This window comes from Paenibacillus sp. FSL W8-0439 (genome assembly GCF_038008995.1).
GTDB classification, from domain to species: domain Bacteria; phylum Bacillota; class Bacilli; order Paenibacillales; family Paenibacillaceae; genus Paenibacillus; species Paenibacillus polymyxa.
In genome coordinates this window covers 4,648,254-4,669,498 of record NZ_JBBPAK010000001.1, presented here as the reverse complement: position 1 = coordinate 4,669,498, position 21,245 = coordinate 4,648,254, and the positions used below count along the sequence as shown (strand labels likewise).

At 46.3% G+C, this 21,245-nt stretch carries 23 protein-coding genes and 1 riboswitch; of the genes, 18 read left to right on the top strand and 5 right to left on the bottom strand.

The features are described 5' to 3' along the window. Positions 1 to 8: 8 nt before the first annotated feature. Together MKX36_RS20115 and MKX36_RS20110 are read left to right on the top strand one after the other, a co-directional pair. Positions 9 to 488 carry a DUF456 domain-containing protein gene (locus MKX36_RS20115; protein WP_058830393.1) on the top strand — a complete coding sequence of 160 codons (480 nt, stop codon included), beginning with the start codon at positions 9 to 11 and terminating at the stop codon, positions 486 to 488. A 133-nt stretch (positions 489 to 621) separates the two neighbouring features. After that, positions 622 to 2,256 carry a putative polysaccharide biosynthesis protein gene (locus MKX36_RS20110; protein WP_016819999.1) on the top strand — a complete coding sequence of 545 codons (1,635 nt, stop codon included), beginning with the start codon at positions 622 to 624 and terminating at the stop codon, positions 2,254 to 2,256. Between the two features lie 17 nt (positions 2,257 to 2,273). Here MKX36_RS20110 and MKX36_RS20105 read toward each other — a convergent pair whose 3' ends face one another. Continuing rightward, positions 2,274 to 3,563, bottom strand: a complete 1,290-nt coding sequence (locus tag MKX36_RS20105) for a DUF2515 family protein (RefSeq protein WP_025365770.1) — start codon at positions 3,561 to 3,563, stop codon at positions 2,274 to 2,276. Positions 3,564 to 3,798: 235 nt separating this feature from the next. Between MKX36_RS20105 and MKX36_RS20100 the strand changes: the two genes are divergently transcribed. From MKX36_RS20100 to MKX36_RS20065, 8 genes are all read left to right on the top strand, one after another. Next, positions 3,799 to 4,143: a thioredoxin family protein gene (locus MKX36_RS20100; RefSeq protein WP_016820001.1), complete on the top strand. Its 345-nt coding sequence runs from the start codon at positions 3,799 to 3,801 to the stop codon at positions 4,141 to 4,143. Positions 4,144 to 4,358: 215 nt separating this feature from the next. Further along, positions 4,359 to 5,291 carry a COX15/CtaA family protein gene (locus MKX36_RS20095; protein ID WP_013372916.1) on the top strand — a complete coding sequence of 311 codons (933 nt, stop codon included), beginning with the start codon at positions 4,359 to 4,361 and terminating at the stop codon, positions 5,289 to 5,291. 129 nt (positions 5,292 to 5,420) lie between these two features. Continuing rightward, the gene (locus MKX36_RS20090; protein WP_017427280.1) at positions 5,421 to 7,187 is read left to right on the top strand and encodes a UbiD family decarboxylase; all 1,767 of its coding nucleotides are present in this window, start codon (positions 5,421 to 5,423) and stop codon (positions 7,185 to 7,187) included. 55 nt (positions 7,188 to 7,242) lie between these two features. After that, on the top strand, positions 7,243 to 7,962 hold the full coding sequence (locus MKX36_RS20085; RefSeq protein ID WP_340865448.1) for a Cthe_2314 family HEPN domain-containing protein: 720 nt from the start codon (positions 7,243 to 7,245) through the stop codon (positions 7,960 to 7,962). Between the two features lie 130 nt (positions 7,963 to 8,092). Further along, positions 8,093 to 8,231: riboswitch (SAM riboswitch) on the top strand. 136 nt (positions 8,232 to 8,367) lie between these two features. Next, positions 8,368 to 9,390, top strand: coding sequence for a methionine ABC transporter ATP-binding protein (locus MKX36_RS20080; protein ID WP_340865447.1), 1,023 nt, complete (start codon positions 8,368 to 8,370; stop codon positions 9,388 to 9,390). Further along, positions 9,387 to 10,055 (top strand): methionine ABC transporter permease, encoded by a 669-nt coding sequence (locus tag MKX36_RS20075; protein ID WP_016820007.1) that lies wholly within the window; start codon positions 9,387 to 9,389, stop codon positions 10,053 to 10,055. Before MKX36_RS20080 ends, MKX36_RS20075 begins: the two co-directional genes overlap by 4 nt. A gap of 74 nt (positions 10,056 to 10,129) precedes the next feature. Then, on the top strand, positions 10,130 to 10,972 hold the full coding sequence (locus MKX36_RS20070; protein WP_016820008.1) for a MetQ/NlpA family ABC transporter substrate-binding protein: 843 nt from the start codon (positions 10,130 to 10,132) through the stop codon (positions 10,970 to 10,972). A gap of 143 nt (positions 10,973 to 11,115) precedes the next feature. Continuing rightward, the gene (locus MKX36_RS20065; RefSeq protein WP_016820009.1) at positions 11,116 to 11,880 is read left to right on the top strand and encodes an SDR family oxidoreductase; all 765 of its coding nucleotides are present in this window, start codon (positions 11,116 to 11,118) and stop codon (positions 11,878 to 11,880) included. Between the two features lie 91 nt (positions 11,881 to 11,971). Here MKX36_RS20065 and MKX36_RS20060 read toward each other — a convergent pair whose 3' ends face one another. Beyond that, positions 11,972 to 12,217: a NifU family protein gene (locus tag MKX36_RS20060; RefSeq protein ID WP_013372910.1), complete on the bottom strand. Its 246-nt coding sequence runs from the start codon at positions 12,215 to 12,217 to the stop codon at positions 11,972 to 11,974. A gap of 88 nt (positions 12,218 to 12,305) precedes the next feature. Between MKX36_RS20060 and MKX36_RS20055 the strand changes: the two genes are divergently transcribed. Further along, entirely contained in the window at positions 12,306 to 12,563 is a 258-nt protein-coding gene (locus MKX36_RS20055) for a YuzB family protein (RefSeq protein WP_016820010.1), read from the top strand. Positions 12,564 to 12,679: 116 nt separating this feature from the next. Here MKX36_RS20055 and MKX36_RS20050 read toward each other — a convergent pair whose 3' ends face one another. After that, positions 12,680 to 13,747, bottom strand: a complete 1,068-nt coding sequence (locus MKX36_RS20050; RefSeq protein ID WP_340865443.1) for an NAD(P)/FAD-dependent oxidoreductase — start codon at positions 13,745 to 13,747, stop codon at positions 12,680 to 12,682. Between the two features lie 202 nt (positions 13,748 to 13,949). Beyond that, positions 13,950 to 15,056 (bottom strand): aminofutalosine synthase MqnE, encoded by a 1,107-nt coding sequence (gene mqnE, locus MKX36_RS20045; protein WP_016820012.1) that lies wholly within the window; start codon positions 15,054 to 15,056, stop codon positions 13,950 to 13,952. Positions 15,057 to 15,427: 371 nt separating this feature from the next. Here mqnE and MKX36_RS20040 point away from each other — a divergent pair, with 371 nt between their 5' ends. Together MKX36_RS20040 and MKX36_RS20035 are read left to right on the top strand one after the other, a co-directional pair. Next, positions 15,428 to 15,787: a HesB/IscA family protein gene (locus tag MKX36_RS20040; protein ID WP_016820013.1), complete on the top strand. Its 360-nt coding sequence runs from the start codon at positions 15,428 to 15,430 to the stop codon at positions 15,785 to 15,787. A gap of 223 nt (positions 15,788 to 16,010) precedes the next feature. Then, positions 16,011 to 16,781 carry an S-layer homology domain-containing protein gene (locus tag MKX36_RS20035; protein WP_031462164.1) on the top strand — a complete coding sequence of 257 codons (771 nt, stop codon included), beginning with the start codon at positions 16,011 to 16,013 and terminating at the stop codon, positions 16,779 to 16,781. Between the two features lie 347 nt (positions 16,782 to 17,128). Here MKX36_RS20035 and MKX36_RS20030 read toward each other — a convergent pair whose 3' ends face one another. Next, a complete protein-coding gene (locus MKX36_RS20030; RefSeq protein WP_025365762.1) occupies positions 17,129 to 18,007 on the bottom strand; it encodes a LysR family transcriptional regulator in 879 nt (292 codons plus the stop codon). 146 nt (positions 18,008 to 18,153) lie between these two features. Between MKX36_RS20030 and MKX36_RS20025 the strand changes: the two genes are divergently transcribed. From MKX36_RS20025 to MKX36_RS20005, 5 genes are all read left to right on the top strand, one after another. Then, on the top strand, positions 18,154 to 19,083 hold the full coding sequence (locus MKX36_RS20025; RefSeq protein ID WP_340865442.1) for a DMT family transporter: 930 nt from the start codon (positions 18,154 to 18,156) through the stop codon (positions 19,081 to 19,083). A gap of 85 nt (positions 19,084 to 19,168) precedes the next feature. Then, on the top strand, positions 19,169 to 19,783 hold the full coding sequence (locus MKX36_RS20020) for a hypothetical protein (protein ID WP_340865441.1): 615 nt from the start codon (positions 19,169 to 19,171) through the stop codon (positions 19,781 to 19,783). Positions 19,784 to 19,862: 79 nt separating this feature from the next. Then, entirely contained in the window at positions 19,863 to 20,189 is a 327-nt protein-coding gene (locus MKX36_RS20015) for a hypothetical protein (RefSeq protein ID WP_016820018.1), read from the top strand. A gap of 18 nt (positions 20,190 to 20,207) precedes the next feature. Further along, the gene (locus tag MKX36_RS20010; protein ID WP_019688524.1) at positions 20,208 to 20,498 is read left to right on the top strand and encodes a hypothetical protein; all 291 of its coding nucleotides are present in this window, start codon (positions 20,208 to 20,210) and stop codon (positions 20,496 to 20,498) included. Between the two features lie 313 nt (positions 20,499 to 20,811). Next, entirely contained in the window at positions 20,812 to 21,132 is a 321-nt protein-coding gene (locus MKX36_RS20005; RefSeq protein ID WP_013372898.1) for a hypothetical protein, read from the top strand. Positions 21,133 to 21,245: the final 113 nt, after the last annotated feature.

Here is a 21,245-nt window from a genome sequence, read left to right as displayed (position 1 = left end):
GGAGGCCCATGGACGTTTTAGGTTGGATTGTTGTCATTGTACTGTTCATTGTAGGCATGGCGGGAGCGGTGTATCCCGTATTGCCGGGGGCGCTCGCCATTTATTTTGCATTTTTTGTATACGGCTGGTTTTTCTCGTTTGCTCCATACAATGCATTGTTTTGGATTATACAAACACTAATCGTCGTTGCCCTTTTTATTGCGGATTATGCTGTGAATGCGTGGGGAGTGAAGCGATTTGGCGGCTCGCGTCTGTCAGCGATCCTTAGTACTGTGGGAATCATTATTGGCCCCTTTGTTATTCCAGCATTCGGTTTGATTTTGGGACCATTTATCGGTGCTGTGCTGGGTGAGCTGATTGGTAAAGCCCCGCTGGATCGAGCTATAAAAGTGGGCTTTGGCTCCGTCTTGGGCCTATTTACTAGCACCGTGATGAAAGTAATTTTGCAGCTTGCCATGATTATTGTATTCTTAATTTGGGTGTTTTAACCTGAGATTCGTTTATTATGATTTACAGAGACAGAATCGACATGCGGCTCCGCACCGGTGATGGCTCAGGCCATGACTGTTTTTCGCGGAGCTTTTGCATGCATGTGAACAGCAAGAAAGAAGGGAACGCATTTTGTCCAATAAAGAAACATTCCTTAAAGGTACGCTTATTTTAGCCGCTGCCGCTTTGGTGGCCAGAGTGCTTGGTCTGGTACAGCGCGTTCCATTGGAGCATTTGCTCGGCTCCGTGGGGAACGCCTCGTTTACCATTGCGAACAACGCTTATTTGATGCTGCTCACGGTTGCTACGGCCGGTATTCCTAGCACACTGAGTAAAATGGTTTCGGAACGCTACGCACTGGATCGGCCTGCGGAAGCGCGACGTGTGTATCGTGCGGCTTTGATATTCGCGGCCGTGGCGGGTATTATCATTACGGCGCTGCTGTATTTTGGAGCGCCTTATTTTGCCGAGCATGTAGCAGGGGTTCCGCAGTCTGCTTTGGCTATTCAGGCTTTGGCACCCGCTTTGTTGTTGTTTCCTGCTATTGCCATGATGCGTGGATACTTCCAAGGACGTGGTAATATGACCGCAGGCGGTATTTCACAAATTGTGGAGCAGGTCGCACGGGTAGCAACCGCAATTCTGCTTGCCTTTATTATTTTGAAGCTTGGCTATGGAGATCGTGAGGTTGCGGCGGGTGCCTCCTTTGGGGGTGTCATGGGAAGCCTCGGCGCTCTGGCGGTCATGTTGTATTACACGGTGAAACTGCGTCGTCAGGATCGCCAAGATCGTCAAGAGCAATTCCAAGAGGAAAGCTCCGCGTTACCGATGATGCGGATTTACAAAGATATTTTTAAGCTCTCTATTCCCATCGTATTGTCGTCTCTGACGGTTCCGGCGGTTAATTTTATTGATACGTCGATTGTAGTTAGACTGCTGTCTGGACAAGTGGGATTGGATCAGGCGACTACTCAGTTGGGTTATCTAGGCTCTAGGGCACAGAGTGTGGCAGGTATTCCTCCAATTTTGGCCATTGCACTCAGTCAATCGCTCATTCCGATCATTTCGGCGGCTTTTGCCCGTAAGGATGAACAGCATTTACAAAATCAGATGACGCTTGCCTTGCGTATCTCTATTTTGACCGGAATGCCGATTGTGTTGGCTTTATGTGTAACTGCATATTCTATTAATGGTCTGTTGTTCAGCTCGCTTGGAGGCAGCGGAATTATCGCTGTTTTGACACTCGGAACGATCTTCCAGATTACGATGATGACTTCTAATTCGATATTGATCGGTATGGGCAAGCCGCGTATTTCAATGGTCAATGTGATGGTTGGTATCGTCGTGAAGTTGGCAGCGAGCTGGCTGCTGGCTGGTTGGCTTGGAATTTACGGAATTATTGCCGCAACCGGATTATGTTTTCTCGTCATTACGTTGCTGAATTTGCGTGTGCTGAAAGGTATTGTTACTTTCTCAATCATGGGCCGTCGCTGGGCAGGCTTCCTAACCGCTGTCGTAGTCTCGGGAGCTATCGGGTACGGAGTAAATGAAGCCTGCATTTTGCTGGTACACCTGATGCCTGCGCGTGTAGCCTTCTTGATCGCGTGCTGTATTGCCGGAGCAGTTGTACTGGTATGCTACTTGGTATTGCTGGTTGTATTGCGCGTATTGCGCAGGGACGAGCTGGGCAACTATCCGCGTATGTTGCAGAAGGTATTGCGTCCGTTAATGCGCCTACAGCGTGAGTCCACTGGACAACGAAGCTAAAAGAATCCTTCCTCTGTTCAATGAAAGGACCTAAAGCTGTTATGAGCATCATGGGCCATTGCTGTTTTTTGTATGCCGTGGCGATGCTCATGGCGCATAGCAAATAACAGAGGCCGTCTTGGTTCACTAATATGCCCAAGTGTAGAACCGTCCTGAAACCAGTCATAACGGGGAATCGGATCATAGGCTGTATCTGACCAGACGGCGTTCAGTTCTGGGCTGTACAGACGTTGACTTGGCGGGAGCCATTCATGTGCTAAAAGCGTTGCACTCTCTTCTGGAGAGCGCAGCGCTTTTTGTTCATTCGGAGTGAACAGTCCCGGCCAATAGTCGCTGCGAGAACCGGTATGCGGCACGCTGGCAGCAAATGCGGATGCCTGATCCAGTACCTGCTGATGGCCAAATAACATAGCGTAGAGACTTTTGCCAAAGCCGATCCGCTCGTCCAGATGGCCGAAACGCTCCATGACAAGTCCGGCAAGGCCACCGTTTAGCCCAAGCGGAAATATAACTTGATTGAGCTGAAGCCAGTCATGCAAATAAAAGCCCGGCTTGTGTGTCACAAATTTTTGAAAATACGGATCTTTCACGACACGTCCTTCAATATAGTTTTGTTCATTAATAATGAGCGCCACCGTCAAAAGAGAACTATCCCGCCAAGCCCAGAAACGTTCCCAAAAGGGCTTCATGAATGGCGAAACGTGAAAATAGGGCAACAAATGGAAGCAACTTCGTCCCAAATGACGGCTGTGCATGTAAAGCTGCAACTGTGGATAAGCGTCCTGAAAAATAAGGGCGTTACAGCGCTCAAGTAGTCGATACAGCCACTCCTTTTCCTGTTCGCCAAACAGGTCGCCAATGAGCTCTCCTTTCAGATCAGTCATATTATAGCCGCCATTACGAGAAACCAGATGGGCCAGTAATGCCCAGTGTAATTCCGGGTAGCCACGATAGCATTCAAGGTAAGCGGCAGTGCGCGTGATGTTGCTGCGATTCTCCTGTGCTGTATCGTTCTTGATCCGCTCCAGCAGCTCACAGTCTGTTTCGCATAAGGGCATATTAAGAGAAGAGGGACGCGTAGCGGGTCCGTTCACCAGCATTAATGCTTCAGCTTCATTCATGGCGGCTTGTGCCGAATGATAATCCCACGGCAGTTCACGTAAGGGATAGCGTAATTTACGGGATTCGGTCCAGGCCGCACGTTTGCCCTCCCATGCCTCCTCCGCAAAACGCGGAACGGAGCCGAGTAGCTTGAGCCCTCCCTGAAGCTGTCGAGATGCGACATGGAGCCATTCGGTGAGAGACATGTTTAAATAACCTCCTTTCAAGTGCAGGCATCCCCGTATTCCACTAAGTATGTTGGGTATGCTGTTAGAATGTCGTCGCTTATGTGGATTCTTAAGTATATCTTTAGTATGCCTCAATGAGAGGGCTTCCAATCGGCATGTGAGCATAATAGGGGAGTGTGCAAAAGCTTCACTTGGCGTTACAATAGAAACTACAGGATTTCCTGCATAAAAGAAGTTCAAGGAGGAATTATGTATGCAAAAAATCGTCTCTCATGAAGACTTTAATAAGGCAATATCCACTTCAGGTGTAACGGTAGCTGTGTTTAAGGCGGACTGGTGCGGAGATTGTCATTTTATTGATCCGTTCATGCCTGATGTGGAACAACAATATGCAGACAAGCTTACATTAATTGAAATTGATGTAGAGCAGGCCGAAAGTGTCAGTCAAGAGCAAAATGTTCTAGGGATTCCCAGCTTTATCGCTTACAGTGAAGGGCGAGAACTGGTACGTCTGGTGAACAGGCTGCGTAAATCCCGCGAGGAAATCGAGCAGTTTTTGGACCGGGCTGTAGAAGTCCATGCTAACTTGGCAAAATAAATGATAACGGTATGTATGAGGGCTCCGAAGGGAAACCTAATCATCACGATATACAGAAAGCCGCTTCCTTCCGAAGGAGGCGGCTTTCTTACGGACACGTTCACATTTTGTCAACAAAGCTCGTATGTCAAGGAACGATATATCAGTTATAATTACTATAAGTGATCATTTCACAACATCTAAAGTGAATAAATATTATATTTGGAAGGATACGGGTGAATTCATTGAATAACAAAATCAGAATATTAAAATGGCTGGCACTCGTAACATGTATTGTCATGTTTTTGGCTACCTTCGGTGGAGGTGTCGTGACGCGAACGGATTCGGGTCTCGGCTGTGGACGAGAATTCCCGCTTTGTAATGGTAAGCTGGTTCCGGCACATACCATCGCGTCCCTTATTGAGTTCTCTCATCGCTCCGTCAGTGCCATGGCCGGAATTCTTTCTATCGCCTCGTTTGTCGGCTTTTTGCTGTTTATGAAGCATCGGAAGGATTTACAGCTATTCTCGTTGCTTACGCTATTGTTTGTTATCATACAAGGTGCGATGGGGGCGTTGGCTGTCATCTTCTCCCAATCGGCTGCAGTCATGGGACTGCATTTTGGCTTTGCGCTTATCGCTTTTGCCAGTGCGACTATGATGACGCTGGGAGCCTGGCAGGAGCATGCGGATTCACGCTACACTCCACGTCTGATTCCTGGGCGTGTCAGTCGGGGCTATCGTAACTTTATATGGCTATCAACGATCTATACCTATATTGCTGTTTATTCAGGAGCGTTGCTTAGTCATTCGGTCATCCAGAAGGTTGTAAATATTGGGGGCTTCATATCTCCACTGCTGCTTCATCAGATTTCAGCCGGACTGCTGTTCGTCATTATTTTGGCTGTGGGTCACTACTCGTACCGTTATCACCCGAATCACCGGGATATTCGTACCCTAGGTGTCGTATCGGTCGTATTGATCATACTTCAAGTGGTGATTGGCATTATCCTGCTGTACGTCAACAGACCTGAAATTTATATGTTTATCGTGCTGGGACATATGCTGGTGATTGCATCGTTGTTCTCCATTTTGGCTTATCTGAGCTATCGTGTATGGCAATTGTCACCGGACCGCAAGCTTGTTCCGACCCAAGCACAGCGTACCTAAGCATTTCGTAGATCATTATAAAACGTATTTTGCCCAAGAGGCGTTGAAACACGTATAATAACATCATAAGAAACAAACCAGGCCCACGAGTTTCTCGAGGGCTTGATTTGCTTAGGAGGAATCATCCAGTTGATCTACCAGAATTTGCGCCAATTTATTGAAGCGCTGCGAAAAGAAAATGATCTTAAAATTATAGAAGCACCTGTCGATCCTTATTTGGAGCTGGCTGAAATCCACCGGAGAGTCATTGAGGAAGAAGGTCCGGCACTGCTGTTTACCAATGTCAAAGGAACCCCGTTTCCTGTCGCCAGTAATTTGTTTGGCACGAATCGCCGTGTGGACATGGCTTTTGGCCCTCGTCCAGAGCAACTGATGGATGCAATTGTAGGTGCGACCAAGACGCTGCTTCCACCTACACCCAAAGCGTTGTGGAATGAACGTGGCCTGATTAAGGACATGCTAAAAGTAGGACTAAAAACAGTATCTCATAACGAAGCTCCTGTATTGGGCGTTCGCCGTACGGATGCTCCGCTGGCTCCGCTGCCTAGAGTAACCAGTTGGCACGAGGATGGAGGACCGTTCATTACGCTTCCGCTCGTGTATACCGAAAAGCCAGGCCAGTCCAAGGACCATAATTTGGGGATGTATCGCATCCAGATTTATGATGATCAGACGACAGGGATTCATTGGCAAATCCATAAAGGCGGCGGCTTCCATTATCATGAGGCAGAGCTGCGTAATGAGCCGTTGCCTACGACGATCATCATCGGTGGCCCGCCTGCTCTGATTGCGTCTGCCATTGCTCCTGCCCCGGAAAACTTGCCAGAGCTGTTGCTGGCTTCTCTGATTATGGGGGGCAAGCTGCCCATGACAGAAGACCCGCTTGGAGGCCATCGCATTCCGGCAGAAGCCGAGTTTGCGATCAGCGGCTATGTGCCGCCTCATGAACGTCGCCCGGAAGGGCCGTTTGGCGATCATTTTGGCTATTACTCATTACAACATGATTTCCCTGTGTTTCATGTCAAACATATGCATCACCGCAAAGATGCCATTTATCCGGCAACCATTGTAGGTAAGCCACGGCAGGAAGACTACTATCTCGGCGAATTTTTGCAACGTCTGTTGTCGCCCGCCTATCCGCTTGTGATGCCTTCCGTCAAGTCGTTATGGGCATATGCAGAAACAGGTGTACACGCGCTGGCAGCGGCAGTCGTACGTGAAAGCTACTCCCGTGAAGCGCTGGTATCCGGCTTTACCATTCTGGGTCAAGGTCAATTGTCGTTGACCAAATTCCTGATGCTGACGGATCGGGTGATCGATTTATCCGACTTTAACCTGTTGCTAGAAACCATTTTGGAGCGATTTAATCCAGCCAGAGATTTGTTTATTTTTAACCATACGTCTCACGATACACTCGATTACACGGGCCGCAAGCTGAATCACGGCAGCAAGGCGATTCTGATGGGGGTAGGCGAACCTGTGCGTGAATTGCCTCGCGTTTATGAAGGCGGCGATCTGCCGGGAATTCGTGAAATCGAACCCTATTGCGGAGGTTGCCTCGTTATATCCGGCTCGTCCTTTGAGCAGGAGCCTGAACTCGCTGCGCGTGTATTGGAGCGATTAGCTGCGGGTGAGCAAGAGTGGCCGCTTGTCTTTATCGTGGACGATGCCAAAGAAGTTGTTCGCTCCCAAGCCTCGTTCCTGTGGACGGTATTCACACGCTTTAACCCCGCTACAGATATGTACGCCGACAGCGAAGTACGTTTGCATCACCTGAACTATAAGCTGCCGATTGTAGTGGATGCACGTATGAAGCCAGGCTACCCTGATGAGGTGCTACCGCGTGAGGATATAGTTAAGCTTGTAGATCAACGGTGGACGAGTTATTTCGCTTGACGCCAATTCAAGCATCTAACAGCCGGATTTTACAGATATGAAGGAGGCGTGAAGCATGATACGCAAGCTGTTGGGCGAGCCCCCACGTGAAAATCATGGCGTCCTGCTGGATGCCATGAATAGCATGTCAGACATGTTACATTTGCTGGAACGGCAAATCCAGGCCAGTGGTGATCCTACCCATGACTTTCGGAAGGCGGATATTTTAACACGTGGTCTGATGTCGTCTTTGGATGAACTGGAGCAGAGCCATCATGCTGCCGCCTTTTTCCGTATGAAAGTGAAAGCCGGATACGCTGAAGATATGAGCAAGGAGGAAAAATCCGATTATGCTTTGTATGTTTTCTTTTATAAGGATGGGTTTGTGCGGGTATTCTCTATTTTGGATAAGCTTGGTAATTGGATGAATGATTTGTATGATTTAAAAACAGGGCAGTATAAGGCGCATTATTCGTATTTTACCGTGTTGAGACAGCTCAAGTATCTCAAAATGCATTCTGTATTGACTGATAATTTAAATGATATCAAGGACACATACAACGATGCCATCAATCGCCTGCGTAAGCGTCGAAATACGGAAATACACTATATGAACACGGAAATGCAGGATGATCTCTGGCAACGTCACCGTGCTTTATATGGCAAAATCCAACTGGAGGACCTTGATCACCATCTGGAAGATTTGCAGCAGGGCTTGGAAATGGTATGCCAGTCGCTATCAAACGCATTTTCTTATACTGCGAAACAATGGGAGAACCGGGCAGTGCGCCCATAATTATGACAGAAAATATCCTTTGACAAAGCAATGTAAACTATCTATACTGAAACCTAGTTTCAGAAAAATGCTTGAATTATTTTTTTTATATAAACTTAACGGACAGCTAAAGCTGGAGTTTAACATATTTTTCTTATCCAGAGAGGTGGAGGGACTGGCCCGATGAAGCCCGGCAACCCGTTCTTTCCCGGTGTAATGCACCGGGAGGGAACATATGGTGCTAATTCCTACAAAACCGCTAGAGTTATAGCGATTTTGGCAGATGAGAAAAGGTTCGCAAGGTGGGGCCCTTTTCATTCTGTGAAAGGGGCTCTTTTTTGTATAAATAAATAGTGATTTTATACAATCCCGAGAGATGACAACTGGTTAACAGGGTAAGAAAGAAGTGAAGGAGGTCGCAGCACGTTGATAGAGCTTAAGCAATTAACCAAGCATTATGGTAAAGGTAACCGACGCGTTAATGCGTTGTCCGGGTTGAACCTTTCTATAAAGCGTGGAGAAATATTCGGGGTGATTGGTCATTCCGGGGCGGGCAAAAGTACGTTGATCCGCTGTATTAATTTATTGGAACGCCCTACTTCAGGCGAAGTATGGGTAGATGGGGTTAACCTTGTGACTGTGAGTCAAGCCCAGTTACAGAAGCAACGTCGCAAAATCGGAATGATTTTTCAACATTTTAATTTGTTGTCTTCGGCGACAGTGTATGACAACATTGCATTTCCATTGCGGCTGGTAAATACCCCAAAGCAGGAGCTAGACAAGAAAGTTCGCGAGCTGCTGGAATTGGTGGGTCTGAAAGAACACAGTGGAAAATATCCGTCACAGCTCTCAGGTGGACAGAAGCAGCGGGTAGGGATTGCACGGGCACTGGCTAGTGATCCGCATGTGCTGCTGTGTGACGAAGCGACGTCTGCGCTTGATCCGCAGACGACAGGGTCTATCCTGAAATTGCTGTTGGATATTAACCAGCGCTTTAATTTGACTATCGTATTGATTACTCATGAGATGCATGTCATTCAAAGTATATGTGATCGAGTTGGCGTCATTCATGAGGGCGATATCGTGGAGCAAGGTCCGGTGGCGGAAGCGTTTTTGAAGCCACAGCATCAGGTGACTAAGGATTTTATCCAGCGGGAGGCAGAACATCCTGAGGAATTACAAGCAGCGATTGCAGCAGCAGGTAGCGGCGAATCGGCACAGGTGGTACGTATCTCCTTCTTGGGCAGTAAAACTTATGATGCAATTCTATCGCGTACGACTCGAAGTACAGGTGTTGATTTTGCAATCTTACAGGGCACCATCTCTACGATTAAAAACGTACCGTATGGACAGCTGATCGTTCGTTTTGAAGGAAACCATTCAGATATAGAACATACGCTGCGCGAAGTGTCAGGGCAAGGACTCGATGTGGAGGTGATCGGACAATGAGCGAACTTGATTTTTCGCAAGTGAGTTGGGAAGAGCTAGGGAATTCTACTCTGGAAACCCTTCAGATGCTCGGGGCATCTGCATTGTTCACCCTCGTTATTGGTTTGCCGCTCGGTATATTGTTGTTTCTGGCAAGCCGTTCCTCGTTGACTCTGATGAAGGTGATATACGTTGTATTATCTTTCGTCGTTAACATTTTGCGTTCCGTACCATTTATCATCTTGATCGTCGCACTTATTCCTTTTACACGATCGTTGGTAGGTACCTCGACCGGGGTGCTGGGAACCATTCCGCCATTGGTTATCGGGGCTGCTCCTTTCTTCGCACGTCTTGTCGAAACGTCACTGCGTGAAGTGGACAAGGGTGTCATTGAAGCTGCACAAGCGATGGGGGCTTCGACAGGACAAATTATCCGGCGTGTGCTGTTACGTGAGGCACTGCCGGGCCTGCTCGCCGCATTAACCATTACCGTCGTTACACTCGTATCCTACACGGCAATGTCCGGGATGATCGGGGGCGGTGGACTGGGTACACTGGCTATCAACTACGGCTATTATCGTTACGAAACGGCTGTAATGATCGTTGCGGTCGTGCTGATGGTCGTATTGGTTCAATTGCTGCAAATGGCGGGAGACCGTCTCGTGCGGCATTATACTCGAAAATAGGGAAAACATATAGATATCCTTATTGATCAGGACGTCTGATCCTGAATATTACAAATTATTGGAGGGGTAACAACATGAAGAAATGGGTATTGGCTGTATTGAGCTTGACATTAATTGCGGTACTGGCTGCTTGCGGTACAAAGAGCACAACATCGGATACAAACAATGCGGCCGAAAATACAGGCGGGTCACCCCGTGAAGTCGAACTGAAAGTTGGAGCTTCTCCTGTGCCTCATGCGGAAATTTTGGAAGCAATCAAGCCTCAGTTGGAAAAAGAAGGGGTTCGTCTTCAAGTCGTTCAGTTTAACGACTATGTACAGCCGAACGTGCAATTGTTTGACAAGCAACTGGATGCTAACTTTTATCAACATGTACCTTACCTGAATGTGATGAACAAAGAGCGTAAAATGGATCTGGTTTCTGTTGGCGCGGTTCATCTGGAGCCATTCGGTATCTACTCCCAAAAATATAAAAAGCTTGATGAACTTCCAGATGGTGCAACAGTAGCCATTCCGAACGATGCAACCAATGGAGGTCGTGCATTGCTGCTGTTGGAGAAACAAGGTCTGATCAAGCTGAAAGATGCTAGCAACATTGAAGCTACTGTAAAAGATATTACTGAAAATAAGAAAAACCTGAAGTTCAAGGAGCTGGAAGCAGCTATGCTGCCACGTCAGTTGCCTGAAGTGGATATTGCGTTGATCAACACGAACTACGCTTTGGAAGCCAAGCTGAATCCGACCAAGGATGCATTGGCACTGGAAGACAAAGATTCACCATATGCTAACGTGCTGGTAGCACGTCCTGATAATAAAGATTCCGAAGCGATCCAAAAACTGCTTAAAGCTTTGCAATCTCCAGAAACTAAAAAATTCATTGAAGACAAATATCAAGGCGCAATTATCCCTGCATTTTAAGCAGAAACTAAGAATGCGCTGAACGTAAACCCCAGCTTCTCTTGAACAAGAGGACTGGGGTTTCTTTTTGGTTGGAGTTGTAGGGATTGCTTAAATATTTTATACTTGGGGGTGACCGTTCTCTGTGAAGAGGAGGAAAACTGTTGAGAGACAAAGTCGCACTCATAACGGGTAGTGCCAAAGGTTTAGGTAAAATGACCGCTCTGCGTCTGGCTGATGAAGGTTGTGACATTGCCCTGAATTATGTCCATAGCCAGGCTGAAGCCGAAGCACTTAAGCGGGTAATTGAGTCTAAGGGAGTACGCTGCCTGTCTTTACAAGCAGATATCTCGGTTCAGGAAGATATCACCAGGCTGATCGGTGAAGTGCAGGATCGGCTGGGCGGAGTCGATATTATGGTGAATAATGCTGGACCGTTCATCCGGGAACGCCGTCTGTTTGCGGATTACAGTGTGGCTGAGATTCATGCCATGATACAGGGGAATCTGGTCGGTACCATGTTGCTGGATCATTTGGTATTGCCGCACATGCGTAGCCAGCAATGGGGACGTATTATTCATTTTGGCTTTGGTCATGCTGGAGAAGCAAGGGCTTGGCCGCATCGCGCCGTCTACGCAGCTGCTAAGGTGGGGCTGGTGTCTTTTACGAAGTCACTGGCTGTAGAGGAAGCTCCCCATGGCATCACGGTCAATATGATCTGTCCCGGGGATATCCGAGGAGCGAACAAGGAAAAGTCGATTGCCGATGTCATCGGCATGCAGGATACAGAGACACCGCGTGGGCGTCCAGGAAGCGGAGAGGACATTGCGCGAGTGATCGCCTATTTGTGTGAGGAGCATTCGGATTTTATAACGGGTAATATTATGGATGTGTCCGGAGGGTTGGACCCCATTCGGCCAACCATATAAGATCGAGAGATCCTTTAGACGTTGTAACACAAAAAAGAGTCTTGAGCTTCGTTACCGAAGTCAAGACTCTCTGATCATTATGCATCAAGCATTAGAATACTTGTACCACTTCTTGGACGCCTTCGACTTCTTCGAGAAGAGCGCGTTCAATCCCTGCCTTCAGCGTAATTGTAGAACTTGGGCAACTGCCGCAAGCGCCTACCAGCTTCAGCTTAACGATACCATCTTCAACGTCAACCAGCTCAACGTCACCGCCATCGCGTTGCAGGAACGGACGGAGCTTATCCAGTACGTCTGCTACTTCATCATACATTTGAACGCTTTGTGCTTCGCTCATTAGAATTCAACTCCTTTCCTATACCTTATTTATTATATTACAAAGCGGGCCAAATTAAAATGCCCGTCATCCAAAGCAGGTGAAAAAAATGTTAAGACCTATTATTGAATTTTGCACCAGTAATATGCATTTTGGTACCGATGAGATTATGTCCAAACTAGAACAGAACCCGGATTATGATGTGATTGAATACGGCTGCCTAAGCAATTGCGGTCAGTGTAACGCTGAGCCTTATGCGATGGTTAATGGTGAAATTGTATCCGCAGATTCAGCAGAGCTTCTGTACGAAGTGATTCTAAACAAAATTAAAGAAGCCGAAGCATGGGACAACCTGGATTTGGATTAAAAATAGAAGTCATCGGCAAGCCAGCTTCCTCTTGTAGGAAATATGTATTATTCATAGATGCAACAACAAAGAAGACCTGCTCTGAAAGCAGGTCTTCTTTGTTGTTGCATATCCAATTAGCCAAAATGGCGTTTGGACTTCCAGAGCACACCGCTCTTCAGCAGACGCGGCACTCGTCCACGCAAAGAGGTACTGCCCATAAAGCCATAACCAAACCCGGCCTTCTTGCCAAGTGCACCTAATGTACCACGTAGCTTTAAAGGATGCGGGTGAGGCGTTTGTCCTTTCCACAGGTCGCGTACAATGTGGGCAATCTGCTCACCTTGCACCTCTGCCGCCTGAGCGCTTGGAGAGTAAGGAAGGCTCGCACAGTCTCCGACAACGTACACTTCAGGATGATCCGGTATTTGATAATATTCATTTAGCACGATGCGACCCTGAGGGTCTTTAGGAACTGCTAAATCCTGCACAATTTTAACGGGCTGAATCCCGGCTGTCCATACAACCGCATCGGTCATAATTTGCTCGTCACGGTTGTAAATAGCCCCTGGCTCAATGCGGGAAACCGCAACATGATTTAGTGCGTTCACATGATGCTCCTTGAACCAGGCATGTACATACGCAGACAAACGCTGCGGAAATGCTGATAGCACCCGCTCGCCCCGATCCATAATCGTAATATTCAAATCCGCGCGGCTTTCACGTAACTCCGCAGCAATCTCGACCCCACTTAGACCGCCACCTACAATATGGACATGTCCATAAGGCTTGATTTCATTCAAGCGCAGATACGTTTGGCGGGTATGATTAAAGGATTGGATCGTACAGCTGTATTCTTCAGCTCCCGGTGTATTATGAAAGCGGTCAGTACAACCTAGCGCGATGACAAGCTGGTCATAGGGCAAAGGCTCACCGTCTTGAAAATGGACCATTTTATTCTCAAGATCCATCGAAGTGACCTCTCCGTATTTGCGAATAAGACGTTGTTCATCCGGAAAGTGTACCCGCAAATCAAAATCAGATACGGTACCTGCCGCAAGGGCATAGTATTCTGTTTTCAGCCCCTGAAAGGGCATCCGATCCACTAAAATAACTTGAATATCGTCGGGAATGTGTTTATCCAGCAATTCTTTGGCAATGGTAAGGCCGCCATAGCCGCCCCCTAGAATAACGAAATTTTTCATCAAAATCCGCCGTCCTTTCGTTACCGTGTCCCCGGCAAATGGTCTGGTGTCTTGTCGATCTAGCACAAGTTTTGTTGTTGTAAAGCCCGGAAAGGGGCCTGCCTTTAGCAGACAGACCGACGTGTTCCGGGGCAGCTTGAGGCTGCTTGGTGTGAGTAATGGGGATAAAATGCACGCGGGAAATCTGAATCCGATGTTACACTTATTCGAAAACTTCGATTTCGTTATAGAAGGTGTCACGTTCTACAGGTATGCGTCCAGCACCTTTGACCAGCCAGATTAGCTCTTTGCGGGTCAATCCGGCAGGAGTCAACGCACCTGCGGCATGGCTGATCTGCTCGCGCACAATCGTGCCATGGACATCAGATGCGCCAAAGGTAAGAGCGACCTGCGTCAATTGCGGACCAATATTAATGAAGTAAGCTTTAACATGGTCGATATTGTCCAGCATCAAACGGCTGATCGCAATGGTTTTGAGATCCTCGTAAGCAGAGTTGCGGCGCATGATGTTGGCGTTTTTGCTTTTCGGCTGCATGGACAGTGGGATAAATACCATAAATCCATTTGTTTCATCCTGCAATTCACGAATTTGCAGCATGTGCTCAATACGATCCTGATAAGTTTCGACTGAACCGTACAGCATCGTCGTATGAGTTTTCATACCGAGATTGTGGGCCGTACGATGTACTTCAAGATAGCGGTCCACATTGGCTTTGGTAACACGCATCTTCTTCCGATATTCATCAGATAAGATTTCCGCGCCACCACCAGTCAGAGATTGAAGTCCTGCCTTTTGCAGCTCTTGAAGAACTTCTTTAACACTCAAACCGCTTATGCGTGTAAAAAAGTCAATTTCCGCTGCAGTGTATGCTTTCAGTGTAACGTTGGGATACTTTTCATTCAGTGCCTTCAATGAATCTACATAGTACTGGAAAGGCACATGATTATTATGACCGCCGACGATATGGAATTCTCTTACGCCTGGATGGATATGTTGCTCTACATAATCAATCATTTCCTGCCCAGACAACGTATAAGAGCCTTCCTCCCCCTGATCCTTGCGGAAATTGCAGAACGCGCAGCGCGCTTCGCATACATTGGTGAAGTACAGGCTCATGTTTTCGATAAAATAAACCTTTTTACCATTCTTGCGTAAATTAGCTTCGTTAGCCAACTGGCCCAGTGTGAGAATATCGTCAGTTTCATACAAATATATACCATCTTCGAGGTTCAAACGAATCCCGTTTTGTACCTTTTCTACAATTTCCGCCATTCTGCGGTCTGTAAAAGGTGTAACTAATGTGGACATGCCTATTCCTCCTTCAAGTTGCTCTGTGCGAGGCTGTCCGCCGAATTAGCGGCACAAGCGCTTGATGCGCACAGGATGTCCCGTTCCGTCGGTAAAATCCGGCAGCGCGGATATACGATATGTGAAAAATGTTACAATGCCAGGCTACAATGATGGATGTCTCATAATTTCGCCTTTGAAATGACAAATTTCCGACAGTTTCTTTAACACACTCTTCACCTATTATAAACCTCACACCACTGGTGTTCAATACAAACGAGTAGAAAAAGAGGTGTTTAAGCCTGTAACGGAAGGACATTCCATGACTTGAGCACCTGCAAATAAGAGAGTATACTGAAAGGGAGCATGAAGTAAAAGAGGAGGATGGAGCTATGATTAACATCACCGATTCCGCTGCTGAACGCCTGAAAGAAATGCTGGAGCAGCAGGAAACGCCGAATATGTTTTTACGTCTGGGTGTTACGCCAGGTGGATGTACCGGATTTTCGTACGCCATGGGCTTTGACGACAACGAAACGGATCAGGATATATATATGAATGTACAGGATATGAAAGTAGTCGTGGAAAAGGATAGTATCCGCTATCTGGACGGTCTGGAAATCGACTTTGAAGAGTCTGGTATGTCCGGCGGTTTCACGATTCATAATCCGAATGCTGTAGCTACATGCGGCTGCGGTTCAAGCTTCCGTACAGCTACAGATGCAGGGAAACCAAGCGAAGAGCCTTGTTAATTTTTCGAGTGGTGGACTGAAATATTCCTAAAGATACACGTTTAGATTACGGATTACGGCCTTTGTGACGAATTTTACTCGTTGCGAAGGTCGTTTTTGTGTTGTTTAAAGAGGATAGTTAAGCCCGTTACAACCTGTTAAGCGATGCTCTTTTGTACCGATATAACTTTGAGTCTAGAGAACTATTTTCTACGTAAATTTACCTAAAGGAAGTGGAAAAAAGATGTTGAAAAAGAAATGGCTCATTACCCCTATGGTTGCGATGGTTCTGTTTTTTAGTCAATCCGTACTGGCGGCAAATACGTTTCCTGATGTGGACGGTACAAAATATGAATGGGCTGCCGAATCCATTCGTTCGATGGTCGACAAAGGTGTTGTCAGCGGCTATAAGGATGGGACATTCAAGCCAGACAAAACCATAACAAAAGCGGAATTTGTCCATATGTTTCATAAACTTTTTCCAGAAATCAATTATTCAGCTGGTAAATCTTCAGAGTTTGTGGATGCGCGCAAGCACTGGGCGAATAAAGATTTTGCAGCCATATTCAACGGGGATTATGTGTGGCTGTTTGCTGAAAGTATAGGGGCCAAATATCCAAACTATCAATTCTATGTCAAGCCCGACAAACCGCTGACCCGATGGGATATGATGATGATTGCTTCTGTTCGAACAGACTATACTAATCAGACTCTTCATCCTGAGATTGCCGAAGTCATTTCCTCAGCTGCGCAGTACAACGATATCAAAGTTCGTAAGGCAAATTATAAAGACAATTTCTCTGCCTACTATCCGGTACTGTACATCGACCAAACGGGAGAAGAGTACTCCTATGATGGAGATTTCCAGGATCAAAAGGCAGAAGCATTCTACACCCTTACCAAGATGGGCGTCTTTACCGCTGACAATGGATACCTTCACCCAAGAACGCAGGTCACACGGGCCGAAGCTGTTACTGTTTTACAGCGTTTGTACGATGCCACAACCAAGAAGTGATTTAACAAGATTGTAAAAAGGAAGAGCGCTATCCCTAAAAAGGCTAGCGCTCTTTCACTTACGCCGTGTCACTTGATTTAATCACGAAGATTCTTGCCGAGGCTGTCTACCTGCCTTAGTCAGATTTGGTATCCAAGGCGGATTCGCGATTAATCTAATTTTACCGTGCTACAATGCCCTGAAATGATCTTCAATGCCCCATCTATATTGTTCAACACCTGTCCAAAGTGATTCACGAATATAAGCTTATTATGAATAAGCTCATCCAAGATCTTCACATCACTAGCTACATTGCTTTACGCAACTTTTCCTCTTGTTCGATGATTCGATAATTCTGCACATATGCCCTATTGCTTCAAATCAGTAAACAGCTCCTGCGCAGTACGCACAAATAACTGTACAGCAAGTGAAGCATTGTGTAGAGAGGGGATAGCGATACCGATTTGACGCGTGATCAGAGGCGTGGTTTCCTTGACGGTCAGATCATGGGGGAACGTGGATAAGGCGAGTGAAGAGACAATGCCCATACCTAGTCCTTGTCGGACCATGCTGACGAGGGTGCTGATATTGTGAGTAATGAATTGTGCCTGCAACTGACTCTGCTCACGTTCAAAACCTTCCATAATGGCGACCTCGTGTCCACCTTTACAAAAGATCATCTCCTGTTGATTCAAGTCTCGGATGGCGATTTTGTCGCGCGATTGAAAAGGGTGACCGTCAGGCAGGAGAATAACCATGTCATCCTGACATAAAGGAATTACATCTACCTCAGGGTCTGGCAATAGAATGATTCCCGCTTCAATTTCTCTGGTATGTACCCACTCCTTGACTTCATTCGTGGAACCTTCGTGTAAATCGAAAACAAGGTTCGGATAGTGCTGACGAATATGATCAATAATCGGGGGCAGAAAATAGGCCGAGGCAGAAGGAAAGGCACCAATCGTGATCGTACCCACATCCAAGCCTTTTTCAGCGGCCACCTGCTGCTGCACTTTTTCCATGCTTTGCAGCATCATGCGAAATTGCAGTAGTACTTTGTGTCCAATATCTGTCAGGAGCACGCCTTTTTTTCGATCGCGCAGCAATAGCTGGACATCGAGCTCGTTCTCGATACTGGCGATGGCATGGCTGACCGCAGGTTGCGTCATATGCAGCTCATGGGCAGTTTGGGTAAAGTTTAGTGTTTCAGCTACGCGAACAAAGATCATAATCTGAGTAATAGTCATAAGTGAAAAGTTATCTCCCTTATTGAAAACATTCATTTTATTTATTAGTGACCACAGTATAAGCTAGTAAAGCAAAACTTTGCAAACGGCTGTTCAGATTTTAGTCGTAAGCAATGCGCAATGAAATTCTAAGGAGAGAGACATCTATGAAAAAATTAACGCCTAAAGCTACGTTGTGGCTTGTCTTGATATTAGTGATGGTATGGGGGATCAACTGGCCGTTGACCAAGCTGGCCTTGCCAGATACGCCGCCGATATTTTTTTCAGGAATCCGCACGCTGCTGGGTGGTGTGATTCTGCTGTTGTTCGCTATGCGTAATCGGAAAACCTTACGCCTTAGACAAAATGCGTGGACATATCTTGTGCTGGCTATATTTAATATTGCAGGCTACTATGGCTTGCAGACGGTAGGACTGCGTTATTTGCCTGCTGGGTTATTTTCCACTTTGGTATTCCTTCAACCGATCTTGTTGGGATTATTCTCCTGGCTGTGGTTGGGAGAGCGTATGTTTCCTCTGAAGGTCATTGGACTGGTACTCGGTTTTGGCGGAGTGATCGTGATTAGCTCAGGCGGAATGGCAGGTCATTTGTCTGTGCTGGGCATTGTGTTGGGGCTAGCCTCGGGACTGTGCTGGGCGCTCGGAACGATTTATATGAAGAAAAAAAGTAAACAACTGGACTCCATTTGGGCGGTGACGATGCAACTCATTTTGGGAGGGATCATACTCAACGGGATTGGGTTTACGACCGAGAAATGGAGCGATATCCACTGGACAGCCTCCTTTATCGCGATTCTATTGTTTATTTCAGTATTCGTGATTGCGATGGGCTGGATGATTTATTTTAAGCTAATCGACAATGGGGATGCAGGAACCGTCGGCTCATATACGTTTATGATTCCGGTGCTATCCACACTCTTTAGTATGGTCATGCTCAGAGAGTCCCTCACTTTGACATTTGTAGTGGGGTTGGTGCTGATTGCAGGTAGTGTGTATTTGGTAAATACAGCTTCTCCCGGAAAGCGAGCGAACCAAAGCTCGAAGCCTAATGAAACGAATTCCTGTACAAATGCTTAGAAAATATAGAATTAGGAAAAATATACTAGAATATCAGAGAGGGGAATAGTAAAATATGACTATATAAATAGAGAGGAAGTTTGGTATGGGAGAGTTAAGCGGTCATACTCAGTCTGTGGAGCCACAACCACAGCCTATTCGTAAGCTGGCAGTTATAGCAACGGTCATTTCTGGAGTAGCTGTACTAGGCTGTATAGCCTTGGCGGTATGGAATTATAATCTGAATACGAAGGTCAATTCTTTAACTATAGCGAATGCATCGCTAAAACAGACAACACAAGCCTTAACCAAGCAACAAAATGATACAGAGGCCCTACTTGGAAAAGTTAAATTAGCAGCCAACCTGTCATCCATAACGCATCTGTTAGAGCAGACATCTGTCGTTACAGATGATTTTGTATTGGAAAAAGTGACTTTTGATGTGGCAGAGGATGGCAAGTTGAAGGGTGTGCTACTGAATGTGAACAACCAACCTAATCTCGGTTTTGGCGGTGCTTATCAAGGTTATGGCAAATATAATATGTCTTCTGCTGCATTGACGAAGAAGGCAGAGGAAGTCATCGACATAGCTATGAAGGAGTACAGTACATCTGACAAGCTTCCGGTATGGGATAAGAATACGAAGGTGGAAATGACGGTTCAAAATTATCCGCTTGGTAAGCGGGAAGGCGGCACTTTTAAGCTCACTGGTCAGCAATAGGAGGAACCTAACGTTAATCCGATGCTGGACTTTACAGATTTTTGTCTTAAGTATACAAATTGAGTGGGGGAGCTAGGATATGGACAGGTACACACCTACAGCGAGGGAACGCTGGCAGATGAAACAGAGTGAGCCGCAGCCGCAGGGCTGGGTGCTCGCTCTATTTGGTTGGATTTTTTCAGGTTTGGGGTTCGTATTTAGTTTTTTTGTCATTGGAGGCTTGTTTGGGCTTATAGGTCTTGTTTTCGGAATTTTGACTAGAAAGATGGAACAAAGAAACACGCAAGGCATCCTGATTATCGTCATCAGCTCCGTTGCCATTGGCATTGGCCTATTGATTTTTATGATTTTTTTCGCGCATGGTTTTGTAGAAGGTCTGAGAGAAGGTTATAATGAGCATTATTAGGTCAGGGAGGTAACACCATTGAGTGTCATTATTTCACAGCAAATCTCGGCAACGGGTGTGAAGGAATATACGAAGGTGATGAAAACATTTGATTCCCCTTTTACACCTTTGGTTGGACAGAAAATCAGGGATACGGCATTTGGCGATATGCAATATTATGATGTCGAGGACGTATTTATTGATCTAGCGGAGAATGAGTACTGGGTAATTCTACCTGCGATTTTGCTGCATACAGATGATATTGAGGATATACGAGATGCTGTGCGTGAGTATCGTTCACACGGTTGGGAATGTACGAAGCCTTTATAAATGCATACTGCTTAAGCATCTACACGGAGACGTCTTTCTTTTGCGAGATAGGCGTTTTCTTGTGTATTTGTGTATAAACTATTCCTAATGATTGGCATGAAAAGAAAGAAATTATGCTGAAAATGCGCAAAATGTATCATTTTTTATCATAAAACGACAAGTTGGGAAATGAAAACGGACTTAATGTGTTATACTTAGTATATCAAAGGACAAGAGTCTAAAACGACCGGTAAGGCCCTTTCTTTGAAGAGCCTCTGAATGGTTCAACGTTTATCCAAAATAAATGGTCAAAAGGAAAAGGGGAAATGCTAACGTGAGAGTGAATTTGAAATTTACGAACAAAGGGCAAGTTGCAGTTGAGAAGTTCAACAATGAGGAGCTTATCGAAATCTTTAGCCGCTACATTAAAACGTTATGCAAGAAGTATGATATCTCGGTTACGGTACCTGAGGATCTGAATGAGCAGATTTTGGAAGAGGGCACCGTGAAGGTCGTGCTGGATAAGATTAATTGTGACATGGACGCTTTTTTCAAAGAGCTGAGTCGGGATATCAAGGTGCCGCTGGTCAAACGATTGGGTACCAAACTGGATAACGTGTTTAAGACCGAGGTCGTGGAGCAAGAACAGAGCTAGAATAAGCGAGACCCAATGAGAATTTGCAATATGAAATCATAAAACCTCCCGAATGGGGCGCATGGCTAGGCAATGTGCTCGTTCGGGAGGTTTTATATGCTTAAGCTGCTCTA